General features: G+C 47.3%; 23 protein-coding genes. 12 read left to right on the top strand and 11 right to left on the bottom strand.

Translation table 11 applies throughout. The features are described 5' to 3' along the window. Nucleotides 1-179: 179 nt before the first annotated feature. Nucleotides 180-1,022 (top strand): FKBP-type peptidyl-prolyl cis-trans isomerase, encoded by an 843-nt coding sequence (locus RS881_RS20715; protein ID WP_315822813.1) that lies wholly within the window; start codon nt 180-182, stop codon nt 1,020-1,022. Nucleotides 1,023-1,095: 73 nt separating this feature from the next. Here RS881_RS20715 and RS881_RS20720 read toward each other — a convergent pair whose 3' ends face one another. The 11 genes from RS881_RS20720 to RS881_RS20770 form a co-directional block, all read right to left on the bottom strand. After that, entirely contained in the window at nt 1,096-1,527 is a 432-nt protein-coding gene (locus tag RS881_RS20720) for a GNAT family N-acetyltransferase (protein ID WP_315822814.1), read from the bottom strand. A gap of 50 nt (nt 1,528-1,577) precedes the next feature. Continuing rightward, nucleotides 1,578-2,438, bottom strand: coding sequence for a retropepsin-like aspartic protease (locus RS881_RS20725; RefSeq protein WP_315822815.1), 861 nt, complete (start codon nt 2,436-2,438; stop codon nt 1,578-1,580). Between the two features lie 93 nt (nt 2,439-2,531). Continuing rightward, on the bottom strand, nt 2,532-3,119 hold the full coding sequence (locus RS881_RS20730) for a VOC family protein (protein ID WP_315822816.1): 588 nt from the start codon (nt 3,117-3,119) through the stop codon (nt 2,532-2,534). 14 nt (nt 3,120-3,133) lie between these two features. After that, nucleotides 3,134-3,556, bottom strand: coding sequence for an ankyrin repeat domain-containing protein (locus RS881_RS20735; RefSeq protein ID WP_315822817.1), 423 nt, complete (start codon nt 3,554-3,556; stop codon nt 3,134-3,136). Then, nucleotides 3,508-4,386, bottom strand: a complete 879-nt coding sequence (locus tag RS881_RS20740; protein ID WP_315822818.1) for an ankyrin repeat domain-containing protein — start codon at nt 4,384-4,386, stop codon at nt 3,508-3,510. Before RS881_RS20740 ends, RS881_RS20735 begins: the two co-directional genes overlap by 49 nt. A 32-nt stretch (nt 4,387-4,418) precedes the next feature. Further along, nucleotides 4,419-5,213 (bottom strand): ankyrin repeat domain-containing protein, encoded by a 795-nt coding sequence (locus RS881_RS20745; protein ID WP_315822819.1) that lies wholly within the window; start codon nt 5,211-5,213, stop codon nt 4,419-4,421. Continuing rightward, nucleotides 5,183-5,398, bottom strand: coding sequence for a hypothetical protein (locus tag RS881_RS20750; RefSeq protein ID WP_315822820.1), 216 nt, complete (start codon nt 5,396-5,398; stop codon nt 5,183-5,185). The genes RS881_RS20745 and RS881_RS20750 overlap by 31 nt, the downstream gene beginning before the upstream one ends. Nucleotides 5,399-5,450: 52 nt before the next feature. Then, nucleotides 5,451-5,879 (bottom strand): GNAT family N-acetyltransferase, encoded by a 429-nt coding sequence (locus RS881_RS20755; RefSeq protein WP_315824559.1) that lies wholly within the window; start codon nt 5,877-5,879, stop codon nt 5,451-5,453. Beyond that, nucleotides 5,786-6,061: a hypothetical protein gene (locus tag RS881_RS20760; RefSeq protein ID WP_315822821.1), complete on the bottom strand. Its 276-nt coding sequence runs from the start codon at nt 6,059-6,061 to the stop codon at nt 5,786-5,788. Before RS881_RS20760 ends, RS881_RS20755 begins: the two co-directional genes overlap by 94 nt. A 19-nt stretch (nt 6,062-6,080) precedes the next feature. Beyond that, nucleotides 6,081-6,287 (bottom strand): hypothetical protein, encoded by a 207-nt coding sequence (locus RS881_RS20765; RefSeq protein ID WP_315822822.1) that lies wholly within the window; start codon nt 6,285-6,287, stop codon nt 6,081-6,083. Between the two features lie 136 nt (nt 6,288-6,423). Beyond that, nucleotides 6,424-7,230, bottom strand: coding sequence for an acetyltransferase domain-containing protein (locus RS881_RS20770; protein WP_315822823.1), 807 nt, complete (start codon nt 7,228-7,230; stop codon nt 6,424-6,426). A 334-nt stretch (nt 7,231-7,564) separates the two neighbouring features. Here RS881_RS20770 and RS881_RS20775 point away from each other — a divergent pair, with 334 nt between their 5' ends. The 11 genes from RS881_RS20775 to RS881_RS20825 all read left to right on the top strand — a co-directional run bounded on the left by RS881_RS20775 (nt 7,565) and on the right by RS881_RS20825 (nt 13,560). Continuing rightward, nucleotides 7,565-7,873, top strand: a complete 309-nt coding sequence (locus RS881_RS20775) for a hypothetical protein (RefSeq protein ID WP_315822824.1) — start codon at nt 7,565-7,567, stop codon at nt 7,871-7,873. After that, complete coding sequence (locus tag RS881_RS20780; protein WP_315822825.1) at nt 7,846-8,406, top strand: GNAT family N-acetyltransferase; 561 nt, start codon at nt 7,846-7,848, stop codon at nt 8,404-8,406. Before RS881_RS20775 ends, RS881_RS20780 begins: the two co-directional genes overlap by 28 nt. A gap of 38 nt (nt 8,407-8,444) precedes the next feature. Further along, nucleotides 8,445-8,882: an ankyrin repeat domain-containing protein gene (locus tag RS881_RS20785; protein ID WP_315822826.1), complete on the top strand. Its 438-nt coding sequence runs from the start codon at nt 8,445-8,447 to the stop codon at nt 8,880-8,882. 108 nt (nt 8,883-8,990) lie between these two features. Beyond that, nucleotides 8,991-9,917, top strand: coding sequence for a sensor histidine kinase (locus RS881_RS20790; protein ID WP_315822827.1), 927 nt, complete (start codon nt 8,991-8,993; stop codon nt 9,915-9,917). Then, nucleotides 9,914-10,240 (top strand): LytR/AlgR family response regulator transcription factor, encoded by a 327-nt coding sequence (locus RS881_RS20795; RefSeq protein ID WP_315822828.1) that lies wholly within the window; start codon nt 9,914-9,916, stop codon nt 10,238-10,240. The genes RS881_RS20790 and RS881_RS20795 overlap by 4 nt, the downstream gene beginning before the upstream one ends. 5 nt (nt 10,241-10,245) lie before the next feature. Next, complete coding sequence (locus RS881_RS20800) at nt 10,246-10,626, top strand: LytR/AlgR family response regulator transcription factor (RefSeq protein WP_315822829.1); 381 nt, start codon at nt 10,246-10,248, stop codon at nt 10,624-10,626. 99 nt (nt 10,627-10,725) lie between these two features. Then, nucleotides 10,726-11,253 carry a TetR/AcrR family transcriptional regulator gene (locus tag RS881_RS20805; RefSeq protein ID WP_315824560.1) on the top strand — a complete coding sequence of 176 codons (528 nt, stop codon included), beginning with the start codon at nt 10,726-10,728 and terminating at the stop codon, nt 11,251-11,253. Nucleotides 11,254-11,297: 44 nt separating this feature from the next. Further along, nucleotides 11,298-11,567, top strand: a complete 270-nt coding sequence (locus RS881_RS20810) for a hypothetical protein (RefSeq protein ID WP_315822830.1) — start codon at nt 11,298-11,300, stop codon at nt 11,565-11,567. Between the two features lie 129 nt (nt 11,568-11,696). Then, nucleotides 11,697-12,191, top strand: a complete 495-nt coding sequence (locus RS881_RS20815) for an MBL fold metallo-hydrolase (RefSeq protein WP_315824561.1) — start codon at nt 11,697-11,699, stop codon at nt 12,189-12,191. Between the two features lie 218 nt (nt 12,192-12,409). Further along, nucleotides 12,410-12,805: an epoxide hydrolase N-terminal domain-containing protein gene (locus RS881_RS20820; protein ID WP_315822831.1), complete on the top strand. Its 396-nt coding sequence runs from the start codon at nt 12,410-12,412 to the stop codon at nt 12,803-12,805. Further along, nucleotides 12,802-13,560, top strand: coding sequence for an alpha/beta fold hydrolase (locus RS881_RS20825; RefSeq protein ID WP_315822832.1), 759 nt, complete (start codon nt 12,802-12,804; stop codon nt 13,558-13,560). The genes RS881_RS20820 and RS881_RS20825 overlap by 4 nt, the downstream gene beginning before the upstream one ends. Nucleotides 13,561-13,565 lie beyond the last annotated feature (5 nt).

Consider the following 13,565-nt stretch of genomic DNA (forward strand, 5'->3'; position numbering starts at 1 on the left):
GCAGGTGACCTATAAAAACAATTAACTCAAATGAAAAGGACAACGATTCTTCTTGGTAGCCTGGCAGTAATCCTGTTAATGGCAGCATGTTCAGGCGGTGGTTTCAAAAAAAAACAAAAAGCGGCCTCTTATACAAAGTAATTTCTGATGGTAAAGGAAAGCCTGTACAACGCGGCCAGGTGCTGAAGTTTCATGTTTCACAACGCATTAAAGGGGGTAGCAAAGACTCCCTGTTGGGCGAAACTTATGGTAAAATGCCTTCTTATGCTCAAGTAGACAGCATCGGCCCAATGTATCACCCGGCTGAAATTTTCCCCTTGTTGCGCAAAGGCGATAGCGCAGTAGTAGTAATGCTGGCTGATACACTGTTTAAAAAGAATCCAGGTGGCTTGCCTCCATTCATTACCAAGAAAGACAAGATCTTCATCACCTTTAAGGTATTGGATGTATTTACTGCCGATAGCCTGGCGCAGAAAGACCAGATGGCTGAAAGCACCAAAGAGCAAGCCCGTCAGCAAGTTGAGCAACAGAAGCTCGCTGCTGAAGGTGAAAAATTGAAAGCACCGGCTATTAAGGAAATCGAAGACTACCTGGCCAAGAATAAGATCACTACACAAAAAGCTGCCGGCGGTACTTATGTACAGATCAAACAATTGGGTACTGGCGAACAAGCTGCTGTAGGTAAAAAACTGGCTGTTAAATATACTGGTAAGGTATTTTCAACAGGCACGCAATTTGAAAGCAATATGGATGGCAGCAGGCCTCCGCTCGACCTGGTACTGGGTACTGGTTCAGTAATTCCCGGATGGGATGAGGGACTGGCTTTCTTTAAGAAAGGCGGTAAAGGTACTTTGTACATTCCCTTCTTCCAGGCTTATGGCGACAGGCCCGGTCCTGGTGGAAAGCCACATGAAAGCCTGATCTTTGATATTGAGATCGTGGATGTAACAGATGCGAATGCACCTGCACCTGCTCCCACAGCACCCGCACCTGGTGCCGCTCAACCGCACCCTGGTCACTAAGATTATAGTTTTTCCAATAATAAAAGAGGCCACCTGTTAAGGCGGCCTCTTTTATTATTTTTACTGCTTGCTACTACAACTCCATTTGCAGTATCGGGAAATCTTTTCCTTCATTGTCTTTTTCGAGCCGGTTGATAATCCGGAAGCCTTGCCGGAGATAAAAAGCTACAGCCTGGGGATTTTGTTCATTCACATCCACCTGGTTTACCTGGTGCTGCCTGATGGCATAACCGGTCAGCAGGTTGCCATAGCCTTTCCTGAAATGGCGGGGATGGATAAACAGCATTTCTATCTTGCCGGGCGATAAACCCAGCAGGCCGGTAATCTCTTGTTGCTCGTTGCTAATATAGTAGAGGTCTACCAGGTTAAAATATTGCTCCGGTATACGCTGCCTGAAATACAGGATGTCTTCATTGGTCAGGAAATGATGGGTGGCGCGTACGGAGGCTTCCCATATATCGATCAGTATGGGATGGTGTTCTCTGGTTGCCTGATTGATCTGCATGAATGGTACGGTGTTCTTGATTGTAATTGAATTGCCTTGTAATAGGACTGTCAATGTTTTGATCGTACCAACATTCGCTTATGGGCAATATCAATGGTGATCTGGTCGCCCAGCCAGTTCATGCCGGTGATCCCTTCTACAATCAGTCCCTCTATAAAAGTAGCCTTGATATTGTTGGCAGTGGTGCCATTGGAAATGGTACGTAATTCAGCCAGGTCAGTTGTATAATAGGTATTCCCTTTGGTCGTGTCAAAGGGGCTTTTAATATACTTTTTCACGGCTTTCAGGCTGTCGATACCCAGTGGGGCCATGTACCGGGAGTTAAACCTAAAGACATTAAAACCGGCACCACAATCGAGTGATATTTGAGCGGTAATTTGGTTGTTCAATCTTACATACGTAAATATTTCGACCACTGTTTCGCGTTCATAAGAGATCTGTAAGGGAATGATCTTGCTTTGAGGCAGTAATTGCTGCAGGGATGAATTGGATTCTATGGTAAGGCGCTTGTTGCTATAATCGATGGTGATCGGTGAGTTGATAAATGGCATAAGCGATATCAATCCATCCAACGGGAAATCGACCTTTGCTACTGCGGTTTTTTGACCGGTGCAGGCGAATGCCCCCATTTGGAGGTCTTTGATCACCCATAGGTCGGTAGAGATAGCTTCTCCAGTGGCGCGGTGGCCTACATAAAAACCATCTGTTTTCTGTAGTGATCCCAGTTTGTCCGCAAATTTTTGGGTAACCATATTGATACCAGCCCCTGTATCAAAAATAAAATCACCTTCCACACCATTGATGGTAGCTTTGACCAGGATATGCCCTTCGCTGGTTAAGGTAAAAGGAATGACAATGGGCTTTTTAGTTGCGCCTGGATAGAATGGAGTGCGAACAATATAATAAAGCATGATAAGAGTGTCTTTTTCTCATGTAGTTAGGATTATTTATTGAAAGACCAAAGTAGACACAAAATCGCAGCTTGAACTAAAAAATAAAACAGGTTATTCGAATGTTTGGGCAAAGGTGAGGGTATTCCCTTCGGGATCTGATACGTGAAATTCCCGCAGACCCCAGGGTTGACTTATGGGTGGGGCAGCAATAAGCGCACCTTTAGCCAATAATTCTGTATAGAGTGCATCGGCGTCGTGGATATAAAAAGCACAGCTACCAATGCCATTATGTTGCGGGCTGCGTGCTATGAGTAAGAGGCGTATACTATCCCGATCCATCACGCCAAGGTCGTGCTGCTGGTAGTTGATGCTGAATCCCAGTACATCGCGATACCAGGCAATACCGGCAGGTATATTGCTAAGGGGCATACAAGGCATAATGGTGCGTAATTGTCCTTTGCCTACTTCGGTATGGACATCGGCATAGAATTCATGATAGGATTTACCAAACCAAAGGATATGCCCATCGGGATCACGCACTTCAAAGAAGTTTATCTTGATCCAGTTCACTTTTTCCGGCCGGCTGGTTTTACCGCCACGGGCAGCAATAGCCTCCTGCATAGTATGTACTTCGTCTACTTCAAAAAATAAGATGGCCGGTTTTTGCGGTGGTAGTTGTTCGTTATGGGTTGTTGGCATGGTGGGATAATTGATCAGGTGATGGCGCCGTACTGGCGAAAAAGTGTATCCAGGCTTTGCCTGGTGGATGCAGGCATATCGTTTTGCTGTGCCAGCCAGGCCAGCATACCCTGCTCAATGGAAGCACCTGCTCTGAGCAAGGTTTCAATGATCAGCATATAATCCACTTCTCTTTCGGGCCAGCGATAGACGCCATCGCTGTTGCATACCGACCAAACGGCGCAGCCAATGGCATTGCCGCCATACTGATTGCGGGCTTCCAGCGACACCCGATGTTGCAGGAGTAATTGTATTACTTCCAGGTGACCGCCAATAAGGGCCCAATGCAATCCATACATACCATTTACCGCTATATTGGGATCAAGGCCCTGGCCAATGAGGTAATCTATTACAGGTGGATGGCCAAATTCGCAGGCCCAAATAAAACCCGCTTCCATTTGCTGGCGGGTAGCATTGTGCTGCAGGCTGCCATCTTTCCCGAAGAAGCTTTTACGATGTCGAGTCGGCCTACACCTGCTGCGCCTTCCAGATCGAGCAGGGCGCCATGGCGGGCCAGGTAGTCGGCCGCTTCGGGCCGGCCATTAGCCAGGCAACCATTAATGGCATAGTGTCCGTTGCCGGCAGCGCCGGGCTGGTCGATCACTGCTCCGGCCTTTAGTAAAATATCCAACAGGGTGGTCATAATACCGGCTTTGGCCGGATGGATACTGGTAGCTACCAATCCCAGGGTAGTAGAACCGCCACCATACATCCCCGCCTGGGCATCTACTTCAGCACCTTCGGCCAATAGCAATTGCAATACTTCCACCGCATTGGGCGGATAACGCTGGCGGTAACCTTCCACGCCATTGGTGCCCGTATAATGTAACAGGGTTGAATGATGGGAGCGTAGTGATCTTGCGTTGATCAGGGAAGGATCATTATGCAACAATGTCTTTAATGCTGGGATATCACCGGCTACGATGGTATCCACAGCTTCTTCAAACCTTGCGGCTTGAGCGCCTGGTTCTGTAATAGCTGCCACCCAGGCCATCAGGGTTTCCCAACTGGTGAATGCATAAAACCAGGCAAGGGCATTGGTGGCATTTTCTTTTGCAATGGGGGTATTGAGCATTTCTGCCTCTGTCTTTCTCCACCATTGAGGGTGATGGTTATACATGAACTGCAATGCATCCTTTTCGCGTGCCATGCAACCGGTATATAAGCTGTCTACCTGCTGTTGGTATTGTTCCAGGTTGGCTGTTATTGGTAATGGTGTTATGTACATGGCATTTATTTTTTACCGGCACCTGGTTGTATTTAATGTAGCGCGCCTGCACGGCGAAGTTTGCTTTCAATGTTGGTATACCCTTTCTTTTTAGCCCAGGCAAGTGGTGTGGCCCAGGGGGCGCCTGATTGATTGGGATCGGCACCCTGTTGCAGCAAATAGTCTACCATATCCTCCCGGCCCCAGCGGGCAGCCATACCAAGTGGAGTAGACCGGTACTCTTCATCAACAAGGTCGATCTTGGCACCATACTTTATCAACAGGGCTGCCTTATCCAGGAAACCCTTTTGCGCCATATCATGCAATAGGGTTACATGATGCCAACTCATTACATGCGGGTTCATACCATGTTCCATCATAAAAACAGCACTTTCATATCGTTCAAAATAATAAAACTGTGCCCACTTTAATATAGGGGGAACCCTGGCGCCATAGCGCATTAATAACTCCACCATTCTATAGTTGGCTACTTTGGCAGGCATCATCAAAATACCTTCGCTCCAAAAGAAGGTGTCATCCAGTGCAAAGGAAGGATGCACATCCAATAATTTTTCAACTTGTTCCAGGTCATCTTTATTTACTGCTTGTTCAAATGCTGTTTCCGTTGGTGTTCGGTTATAGAGGGTGCCACCGGTATCGCCGGTGAATTGGCAAAGAGAAGGATTGCTGAGGTATTGTTCAAGCAAACGGACAATAGCATGGTGTTCCCTATCCTGAGCGATGGTGAGAAGACTGTCTAAAAATGGATAAATGCGGTAGGATGGGTCCAATGCTCCTTCATTCAACAAGTATTCTACTAAAGCTGTATGCCCTTCCCGTACGGCCAAGTGAATGGGGGCGTATAGTTGTATTGGGCATATAACAGGCCCGGACATTCAGCCGCCAGTGCTTTTACTTTGTCTACTTGTCCGTTATGGCTGGCTATTAACATTGCCCATACCTTACTGGTGGTAGCGGTATCGTTGTATACCTTCATAGGTAATTCCAGCTTCATTTCAATGGGTTGTATCATGGAGTGCTATTGTGTTAAAGTGGTAACTGCGGTTCTCTCTATGACGCAGGGATTAATCAATAGGACATATTTCTGCCAGCTTCTGCAGGTCACGCCAACCATAGCCTCCATGAAATTCTCCTTTCTTGTCATACAACCTTTCCCCATGCAATACTTCATAAAACCGGTTGGATGGATTTTGGGGTGTACCAAATAATACCATGGAGGTAATACCCATGTCGAGGAATCGACGGGCTACATGGCCCACCAGTAGCCTGCCCAAGCCCAGGCGCTGGTATTCCAGCAGCAGGTAGATCTTATTGAGTTCTCCACCGAAATCGGGGAGGTCATGGTGATTGTATTTTTCGCCTTTGGCAAAGCCGATGAGCTTGCCTTCGCGGTTTTGGACTACAAAGCAAAACCAGCTACCATCTTGTTTCCTGAATTGCTCACGCCACTGGTGTTCACGTATCTCGTAAGTGGGTGGATTTTTATGGTCCAGTAAGTATCAGCCCAGGTTTGCACATGCAGGGCTGCCAAAGCTGGCAGGTCATTCATTGTAACTTCCCGGATGGTAAAGGCTTCCAGCGTTTCGCCCCATTCACGCAGTCTGCGCATATTGGTGGATTTGGAGGGCCGTTTAAGTCCCATAATGAACCGGCCGATGCGGTGATTGAGTTTCATAATTGCTGTTATATCTGGTTCACAAATATTTGAGCCACCGGTTGGCCGGGTGTGCCTGCTTATAGGCGGCATACCACCGGCTGGCCAGGTAAAGCAGTAGAACATCCAGCAGTACCACCAGGTATAGCAGCCCCAGGTTCCAGGTGTATTGAGAAGGGACGGAAGAAAATGGTGCGGTATAATACCATTGAGGCGCTATGAACCCGTTACGAATAAAGTTAACCAATTGTGCGCTGAGGTGGATTAGGGGAATGTGCAAAAGGTAATAAAGAGGGGTACCCGGCCAATGGTACAGAGTGCCCTTGCCAGCCATCCGCTTGCTTTCTCAGCATAGGGTATCAGGGCAATTACGGGGCCCAGGGTCATGAGCAGGTACCAGGGGATGCGGGGTATTTGCGCTGGTTGAGGAGCCGGAAAATAAAGGGTGGGGCATTTTCTTCCTGCGGCTCCCGTATTAGCAGGGTACTGGCGCCTACAATAAAAAAAGCAGTGGCGCATAAGCCCAGTTGCAGGCAAATGCGGCGACGCCGGGCAGCATCCATTTGCAGGATAAGACCAAACGCATAACCGGCTGCCATAACACCTATCCAGGGTACGATCACGTACAGGATGGCAAAAGGAGGCGGCCAATCCTGTCCTGTTGGATAGATAAACTCCCATACCCTGGCAAAGGCCGCTTGTTGGGATGGGGGCAGCGCCCTGGGCGCCCAGGCAAAAACGGGTTGAAAAATGATAATGGCCATACCAATGATGCCCACCACCAGGGGTTTAAGCCGAACCAGCAAAGCCATGATCAGCATACACCACCCCAGCATCCACAAGATGCCCATAAACACAAACCGGGTATAATCGATCTTAAAAGCCCAGCAAAAACGCACCAGGGTAAGTTCCAACACCACCAGCAATAGGCCACGGGTAACCAGGAAAAGCGCCAGCTTGCGTTGGTCATTGAGTTGTTTTCCATGCAGGTAAGCAGCGGCGCCAGCAAAAAAGCAAAATACAGGGGCGCAGAAATGGGTGATCCAGCGGGTGAAAAAGATAGCAGGGTCCGGACCACCCGCCGGAATGCCCGAATAACAACGTACATGATCAATAACCATCAGGACCATGATAGCGCCGCGCAACAGGTCGATAGACTGCAGGCGGGTGTAGAGAATAGTGTTGTTCATGCGGTTGAATTTTTATGGCTATACTTTCCCTTAGGCCTGCCTTCTTATGTCTGACAGATTGAATTTCAGGCAAATCAGGGCATCAAAAAACATTTGTGATATCCTGTATGAAATTCTACATAATCCGTGTAATTGCCGTGAAAAGGGGCGTGGGGGCTAAACATAGTTGGAAAGTGCATATAATTTTCTGTTAGTTTTGGAGAGAGGCGAGTGGGGGAATGCAAGCTATGAGCTGTGAGCTTCGGGCAGTTTGTCATAGCAAACGAATGGCTCCCGCCAGATGGTGGGACAGATTTACGATTGAGGTCAAGATCTGAATCATTAAACTAATACTATGACTTCCATTCCGGCCAACGATACCCAGGTGCTCCGAAATGCCAGTGCAGGACAGTTGGAGCAGGCCATTGCTGAAAACCACCGGCAATTGTTTTACCTCAATGCGGTAGCATTGGGTGGCACTGTTAATACGATTGATGGACTAACTTATACGAATACCCCTTTCAATGGATCAGCTGTCGTATTCCCTTCTTTAGTGGCTGATCACCTAAAGCAAGCTTTGGATGGTATGATGGATTTTTCCGGTCGAAAGGGGCCGATAATATCGGGTATTGGTCATTGTATCCTGCCTGTCCGGCTGATATAGGTATTGCTTTGCTGGCCCGGGGTTTTCAGCCTGGTTGGCAGCCCTGTTGGATGTCGCTGGAGGTAGGGGCTGTTCAAACCGGGTATGCGGCGCCGGCAGGCCTGGAGCTGCGTGCCGCCAATGATATTCCTGTACAGGGGGTTAAAGATCTTCCTTATGCCGAAAATGGTGGCGCCATCTCCGATGCTTTATTGCGGGTGCATCCGGAAAAGATACAACGTTTCATCGCTTTCCTGGATGGAGCCATTGTAGGCCAATGTTGCCTTTTTTTCACTACCGGACCATTGGGTATTGCCGGTATGTACAATGTGGGTGTATTGCCTTCCCTGCAAAAGCAGGGCATTGGTAAAGCCATTGTAACGGCAGCCTGCCAGTATGCCAAAGGAAGGGGGTACCGGTATGTGATGTTGAATGCCAATCATATTGGCCGCCGTACTTATGAGCAGGTAGGCTTCCGGTTCATTAGTTATGGATGTACCTGGTGGTTAACCAATAAAAATACATCACCAATCCACCTTCGCCTGCTTTGGTAGCGTTGGCCGAAGCTACGGGTAGGGGGGATACAGATGCTATGGAAAGGGCGGCAGTTTATTTGGAAGCGGAGGTATTGAATAAGCCCCTTAATAATGACATGAGTTTGCTGCAGTTGGCGGCACATTTTAACCAGCCTGCTGCCGCAGAATGGTTGATCGGGCAAGGCGTATCCTATACCGCCCTCGAAGCCTGGGAGCTTGGCTGGAAAGAACGTGCAGCCCAATTGTTGTCCGGCAAACCAGGTGAAGTGAACCGCCAATATGGTGAATGGCAAAGTACCTTACTGCACATCGCTGCACAAAAGGACGATACGGCCCTGGCGCAACTGGCCCTGGAGGCCGGCGCCGATCTTACCATACACGATAAAATAGCAGGTACTACCCCCATGGGTTGGGCCCACTATTTTCAACGACCAGCCATTATTGCCCTGATCAAACAATACCAACAGGATAAAGAAAAACAAGCACACCTATAAATACATCCACCAAAATAAAAGTCCTGCCTGCCTTCTTTCAAAAAGAAACTTATTTCACTGGCTCTTCTGGGGTATTTATATCCTGTATGGGATCATGGATTCCCGCGGGTGGATCATGAAAAAGGATTTGTATGGTCCCTGCAATCCTTACTGCTGTTTTATGCCATGATCGCCCTCTTGTTGTATGGCAATATCCGTTTTCTGATACCGGTATTGCTGGAAAAGAAAAGAACCTTACTGTATATAGCAGGCCTTTGTATTATTGTTGTTTTGTACACCTACCTGCGAAGCTTAAACCAGCAGTACTGGGATGCACAAGTGTGGCCCGATGAGCCTATGACAGTAAGATCCTATTTGCACTGGAATTTCTTTAATGCTTTGTGGTTCCTGGTTATGTCCACCATGGTCTATTATTCTCAAAAGTCGTATGAACAAGGTGAGCAGGTAAAGAATATTCAGATATCACAACTGGAAACAGAGCTTAAATACCTGCGGGCACAGGTCAATCCCCATTTCTTATTCAATGGATTGAATACCATCTATGGCTCCATTGACCGGGAAAACCAGCAGGCGCGGGATATCCTGCTACAGTTTGCCGATCTGCTGCGGTACAACCTATACGAGGCGGATGTGGATTGGGTGGAACTGGAAAAGGAAGCCATTTACCTCGAAAATTATGTGGCCTTGCAAAGGGCCCGCAGTGACAGTAACCTATATGTTGATCTATCCATCAATATGGTTGATAAGCAAGTGAAAATTGCCCCCTTGATCTTTCTTACTTTTGTTGAAAATGCCTTTAAATTCAGTACGCGGGAAGATAATCAGGTGAATCATATTAGTATCAGCTTACAACAGGTACCCGGCAGTATCCTGTTTACCTGTACCAATGCTTATGAAGTGCAGGAACCTACTGCCGGTGGTATTGGTTTAAGTAATGTTACCCGCCGCCTGGATTTGCTGTATAAGGATCGTTATACACTGGAAATTGTGAAGGAGCCTCCCGTTTATACTGTTCATTTAACCCTGATGACATGAAGAAGCTACGTTGTATCATGGTGGACGATGAGCCCATTGCCCGCAAAATATTACAGGAGTTTGTGGAACAGGTGCCTTTCCTGGAGCCTGCCGGTCAGTTTGAAAATGTGATCAAGGTCGAAGCCTTCCTGCAATCCAATAAGGCCGATATCCTATTCCTGGATATTGAAATGCCCAAACGTTCGGGCCTGGATTACCTGAAAAAAGCAACCGTTACACCATTGGTTATTTTAACCACTGCCTTTCCTCAATATGCCCTGGATGGGTATGAACTGGATATCATTGATTACTTGCTGAAGCCGGTTGCCTTTCCTCGTTTTTAAAGGCTGTGCAGAAGGCCAAAGAGTTTGCCGAACTGCGTGATGCTTCTTCTCCTGCCTCCCTGCCTTCCTGGATCTTTGTACGCAGTGAAAAGCGCATCGAAAAAGTAGAGCTGAAGGATATACTTTACATTGAAAGCCTGGGCAATTATGTAAATATCTATACGGATAATAAACGCATCATGGCTTATCTCACCCTCAAAGGACTGGAAAGCCAATTGCCTGCTGCCGCATTTCTTAAAATACACCAATCCTTCCTGGTCAACTGCTCCCGCATCGAAGCCATTGAAGGCAATACGGTGCTGATCAAAGACAAGATCATTCCTGTAAGCCGCAACTACCGCGATGCACTGATGGGGCTGGTTGACCAGCGGTTGCTGAAACGATGAACCGTTTCTTAAGAAAAGCGTAACAGACAGATTTGTCTGTTATTGTAGTTATCCCTACTTTTGTTGCATGTCCAGGCATTCTAATCCCAAAGAAAGAGTATTGGAAACTGCTTCCCGGCTTTTTATGAGCAGGGATACAATAGTACGGGCATCAACCAGATTTTGGCAGAGTCAAAAGTGGCCAAGGCCAGTATGTACCAATACTATAGTTCAAAGGAAGAACTGGGAATTGAATATATCCGGGCGGCCAGGAAAGATTGGTTCATAGCTATTGAGGCCTTTCTCCTGAATTTTGATACACCGGTCGAAAAGGTGTTGGGTCTATTTGATTTCCTGGAGAAAAACAATAAGGCGAATGGCTTCAAAGGGTGCCGGTTCATCAAAATGCTTGACGAATTACCGCTTGAAGATTCTGTTATCCGGAAAGAGGTGGTGGCCCATAAAACATCGGTTAAGCAACGAATACTTGACCTGTACCTGGCAGCCAAAGGTGAAAGCGAAACAGGGTTACACACAGCCGCTACAATCTATTTATTGTTTGAAGCTGCCATTATTGGCAGTAAAATATACCGCGACGCCTGGCCCATCCAGAATGCCAGGCATACAGCACAGCAATTACTCAGGTAATTCGTTTTTTTAACCTAAAACAGACAGATTTGTCTATTTAAGCCATGAAGACCCTCAATTGGTTGGCACTCGCCACCGGAATTTTGCCCGTTTTAACAGCACAATCTCAAAGCCCCACTACTTTTCAATGGATCGGCGGTCCTACCTATGTTTTGCAATTAGGTAGTTTCCGGATATTGACCGACCCTATGCTGGGGCCTGTATCGGATGCTGCATTCTATTTGAAGAAGGACCCGATGACGGGCCAGTTAAATGTACCGGTAAAAGGTTGGTGCCGCCGGCGCCTTTTGATACGGTTGGTATTGATTTGTTGATGATCAGCCACCTGCATGCCGATCACATGGATCAGCAGGCCAGGGAAGTTCTATCAAAAGGGCTGAAAGCGATCCTTCCCCTCCAATGTAGAACTGATCCAAAGCTGGGGGTTTACGGATGCCACCGGACTGGAATGGAATAAGGAGCTAAGTTTCATAAAAGGGGAGGAGGTATTGCATATCGTGGCAGTAAGAGCCATGCACGCTGCTGAGCCACTTAATACGGAACTGGGGAAAGTGAATGGTTATATTATTGAATACAAAAAAGGAGCGGAGGTATACCGAATCTATTGGACAGGTGATACGGTGTGGTTTGATGAGATTGCGCAATTCAAACAATATGGGGATCTTTCCCTGCTGCTGCCACATGTGGGAGCGGTGGGTGCCGGAAGTGCACTGGGCAGGCGGGGCCTCGATGCAGCGGAAACCATCCGGATCATCAATGCACTGCATCCGGCGCTTACCATTCCTGTGCATCATACCACTTTTACCCATTACAGGGAGCCCATTAGTGTATTGCAACAGCAAGCAGCGGGTTTACCAGGTACATGGAAAATAGAGCTGCCTGTAGCTGGCAAAATAGTAGATCTTACCAGTTATGGATCCAACAGGACGGTGAAATAGGCTTGTTGCTTTCCTGATCTTATGTATAAAGGGTGTTATCTTTTAGGGATAGCACCTTTTTTTATTTTTAAATAACACTGCTGACATACTGTTGTCACCAGGGTCTTGTAGTTTGCATACAGAAATCGCGCCCAGGTATGCAGTATATACTTAACCTATTATCAATCATTGCATTAACCGGGTATTCAATTACCCAAACCAATAAAACATATACAACTATGAGCAAAGCACAACCTTTCCACATTGAAATTGCACAACCAGTTTTAGATGATCTTAGAACCCGTTTACAGCGTACACGATGGGCTGACGCACCAGCGAATGCGGAATGGGGTTATGGCACCAATCCCGCTTATCTAAGAGAACTGGTCGATTATTGGATCAATCAATATGACTGGCGTAAACAAGAGGCTGCTTTGAATCAGTTTCCCCATTTTAAAACAACTATTGACGGTGTTGGTATCCACTTTATCCATGTGAAAGGAAAGGGTAAAAATCCCAAGCCTTTGTTGCTTGTTCATGGCTGGCCTGATAGCTTTTACCGTTTTTATAAGGTGATCCCCTGCTTACCGATCCTGCCAGCCATGGCGGTAACCCCGATGAGTCGTATGATGTGATCGTGCCTTCTATACCGGGTTTTGGTTTCTCGGATCATGTGTCACTGGCGGATGATAGCACAGCCAGGATCTTTGCGCATCTCATGACGGATGTATTGGGCTATCAAAATTTTGTAGCTGCCGGGGGCGATATGGGAACAGGCATCATTAAATCAATGGCTGTTCAATATCCTCAAACGGTGAAGGCCATTCACCTGACAGATGTGGGTTACCCCAATGGTACGGAAGATTGGTCAACGATGTCTCCCGCCGAACAACAGTTTGGGCAGTTCATTCAGTACTGGTGGTATTCAGAAGGTGCATACAATATGATACAATCCACCAAACCACAAACCCTGGCATTTGGGCTCAATGATTCACCGGTGGGCCTGGCTTCCTGGATACTGGAGAAGTTCAATACCTGGAGTGACAATAAAGGCAATATTGAAAACAGTTTCACCAAAGATGAGTTGCTGACCAATATCACCATCTATTGGGTGACTGAAACTATTAATAGTACAATACGCACCTACCTGGAGAATGCCAGGGCCAGCTATGGACCACAAGGGCCTAAAGCGCCGGTAAAAGTGGAAGTACCATCAGGTGTGGCTGTTTTTCCCGCCGAAGCGCCCATGCCTATTGAATGGGCCCGGCGCATGGTGAATGTAAAGCGGTTTACCAGGATGCCCCAAGGTGGTCACTTTGCCGCACTGGAAGTGCCGGAGGCATGGGTGGGAGAGCTGAATGCCTTCTTTTGGAGTGCAGATGCCAATTAGATAAA

This window comes from Paraflavitalea speifideaquila (genome assembly GCF_032395985.1).
Classification (GTDB): domain Bacteria; phylum Bacteroidota; class Bacteroidia; order Chitinophagales; family Chitinophagaceae; genus Paraflavitalea; species Paraflavitalea speifideaquila.

Coding starts and splice junctions, on each gene's coding strand:
- RS881_RS20720 (WP_315822814.1), bottom strand. CDS start 1,527: ATGCAGATCAATCAGGCAACCAGAGAACACCATCCCATACTGATCGAT.
- RS881_RS20725 (WP_315822815.1), bottom strand. CDS start 2,438: ATGCTTTATTATATTGTTCGCACTCCATTCTATCCAGGCGCAACTAAA.
- RS881_RS20730 (WP_315822816.1), bottom strand. CDS start 3,119: ATGCCAACAACCCATAACGAACAACTACCACCGCAAAAACCGGCCATC.
- RS881_RS20735 (WP_315822817.1), bottom strand. CDS start 3,556: ATGGAAGCGGGTTTTATTTGGGCCTGCGAATTTGGCCATCCACCTGTA.
- RS881_RS20740 (WP_315822818.1), bottom strand. CDS start 4,386: ATGTACATAACACCATTACCAATAACAGCCAACCTGGAACAATACCAA.
- RS881_RS20750 (WP_315822820.1), bottom strand. CDS start 5,398: ATGATACAACCCATTGAAATGAAGCTGGAATTACCTATGAAGGTATAC.
- RS881_RS20760 (WP_315822821.1), bottom strand. CDS start 6,061: ATGAAACTCAATCACCGCATCGGCCGGTTCATTATGGGACTTAAACGG.
- RS881_RS20770 (WP_315822823.1), bottom strand. CDS start 7,230: ATGAACAACACTATTCTCTACACCCGCCTGCAGTCTATCGACCTGTTG.
- RS881_RS20775 (WP_315822824.1), top strand. CDS start 7,565: ATGACTTCCATTCCGGCCAACGATACCCAGGTGCTCCGAAATGCCAGT.
- RS881_RS20785 (WP_315822826.1), top strand. CDS start 8,445: ATGGAAAGGGCGGCAGTTTATTTGGAAGCGGAGGTATTGAATAAGCCC.
- RS881_RS20795 (WP_315822828.1), top strand. CDS start 9,914: ATGAAGAAGCTACGTTGTATCATGGTGGACGATGAGCCCATTGCCCGC.
- RS881_RS20810 (WP_315822830.1), top strand. CDS start 11,298: ATGAAGACCCTCAATTGGTTGGCACTCGCCACCGGAATTTTGCCCGTT.
- RS881_RS20820 (WP_315822831.1), top strand. CDS start 12,410: ATGAGCAAAGCACAACCTTTCCACATTGAAATTGCACAACCAGTTTTA.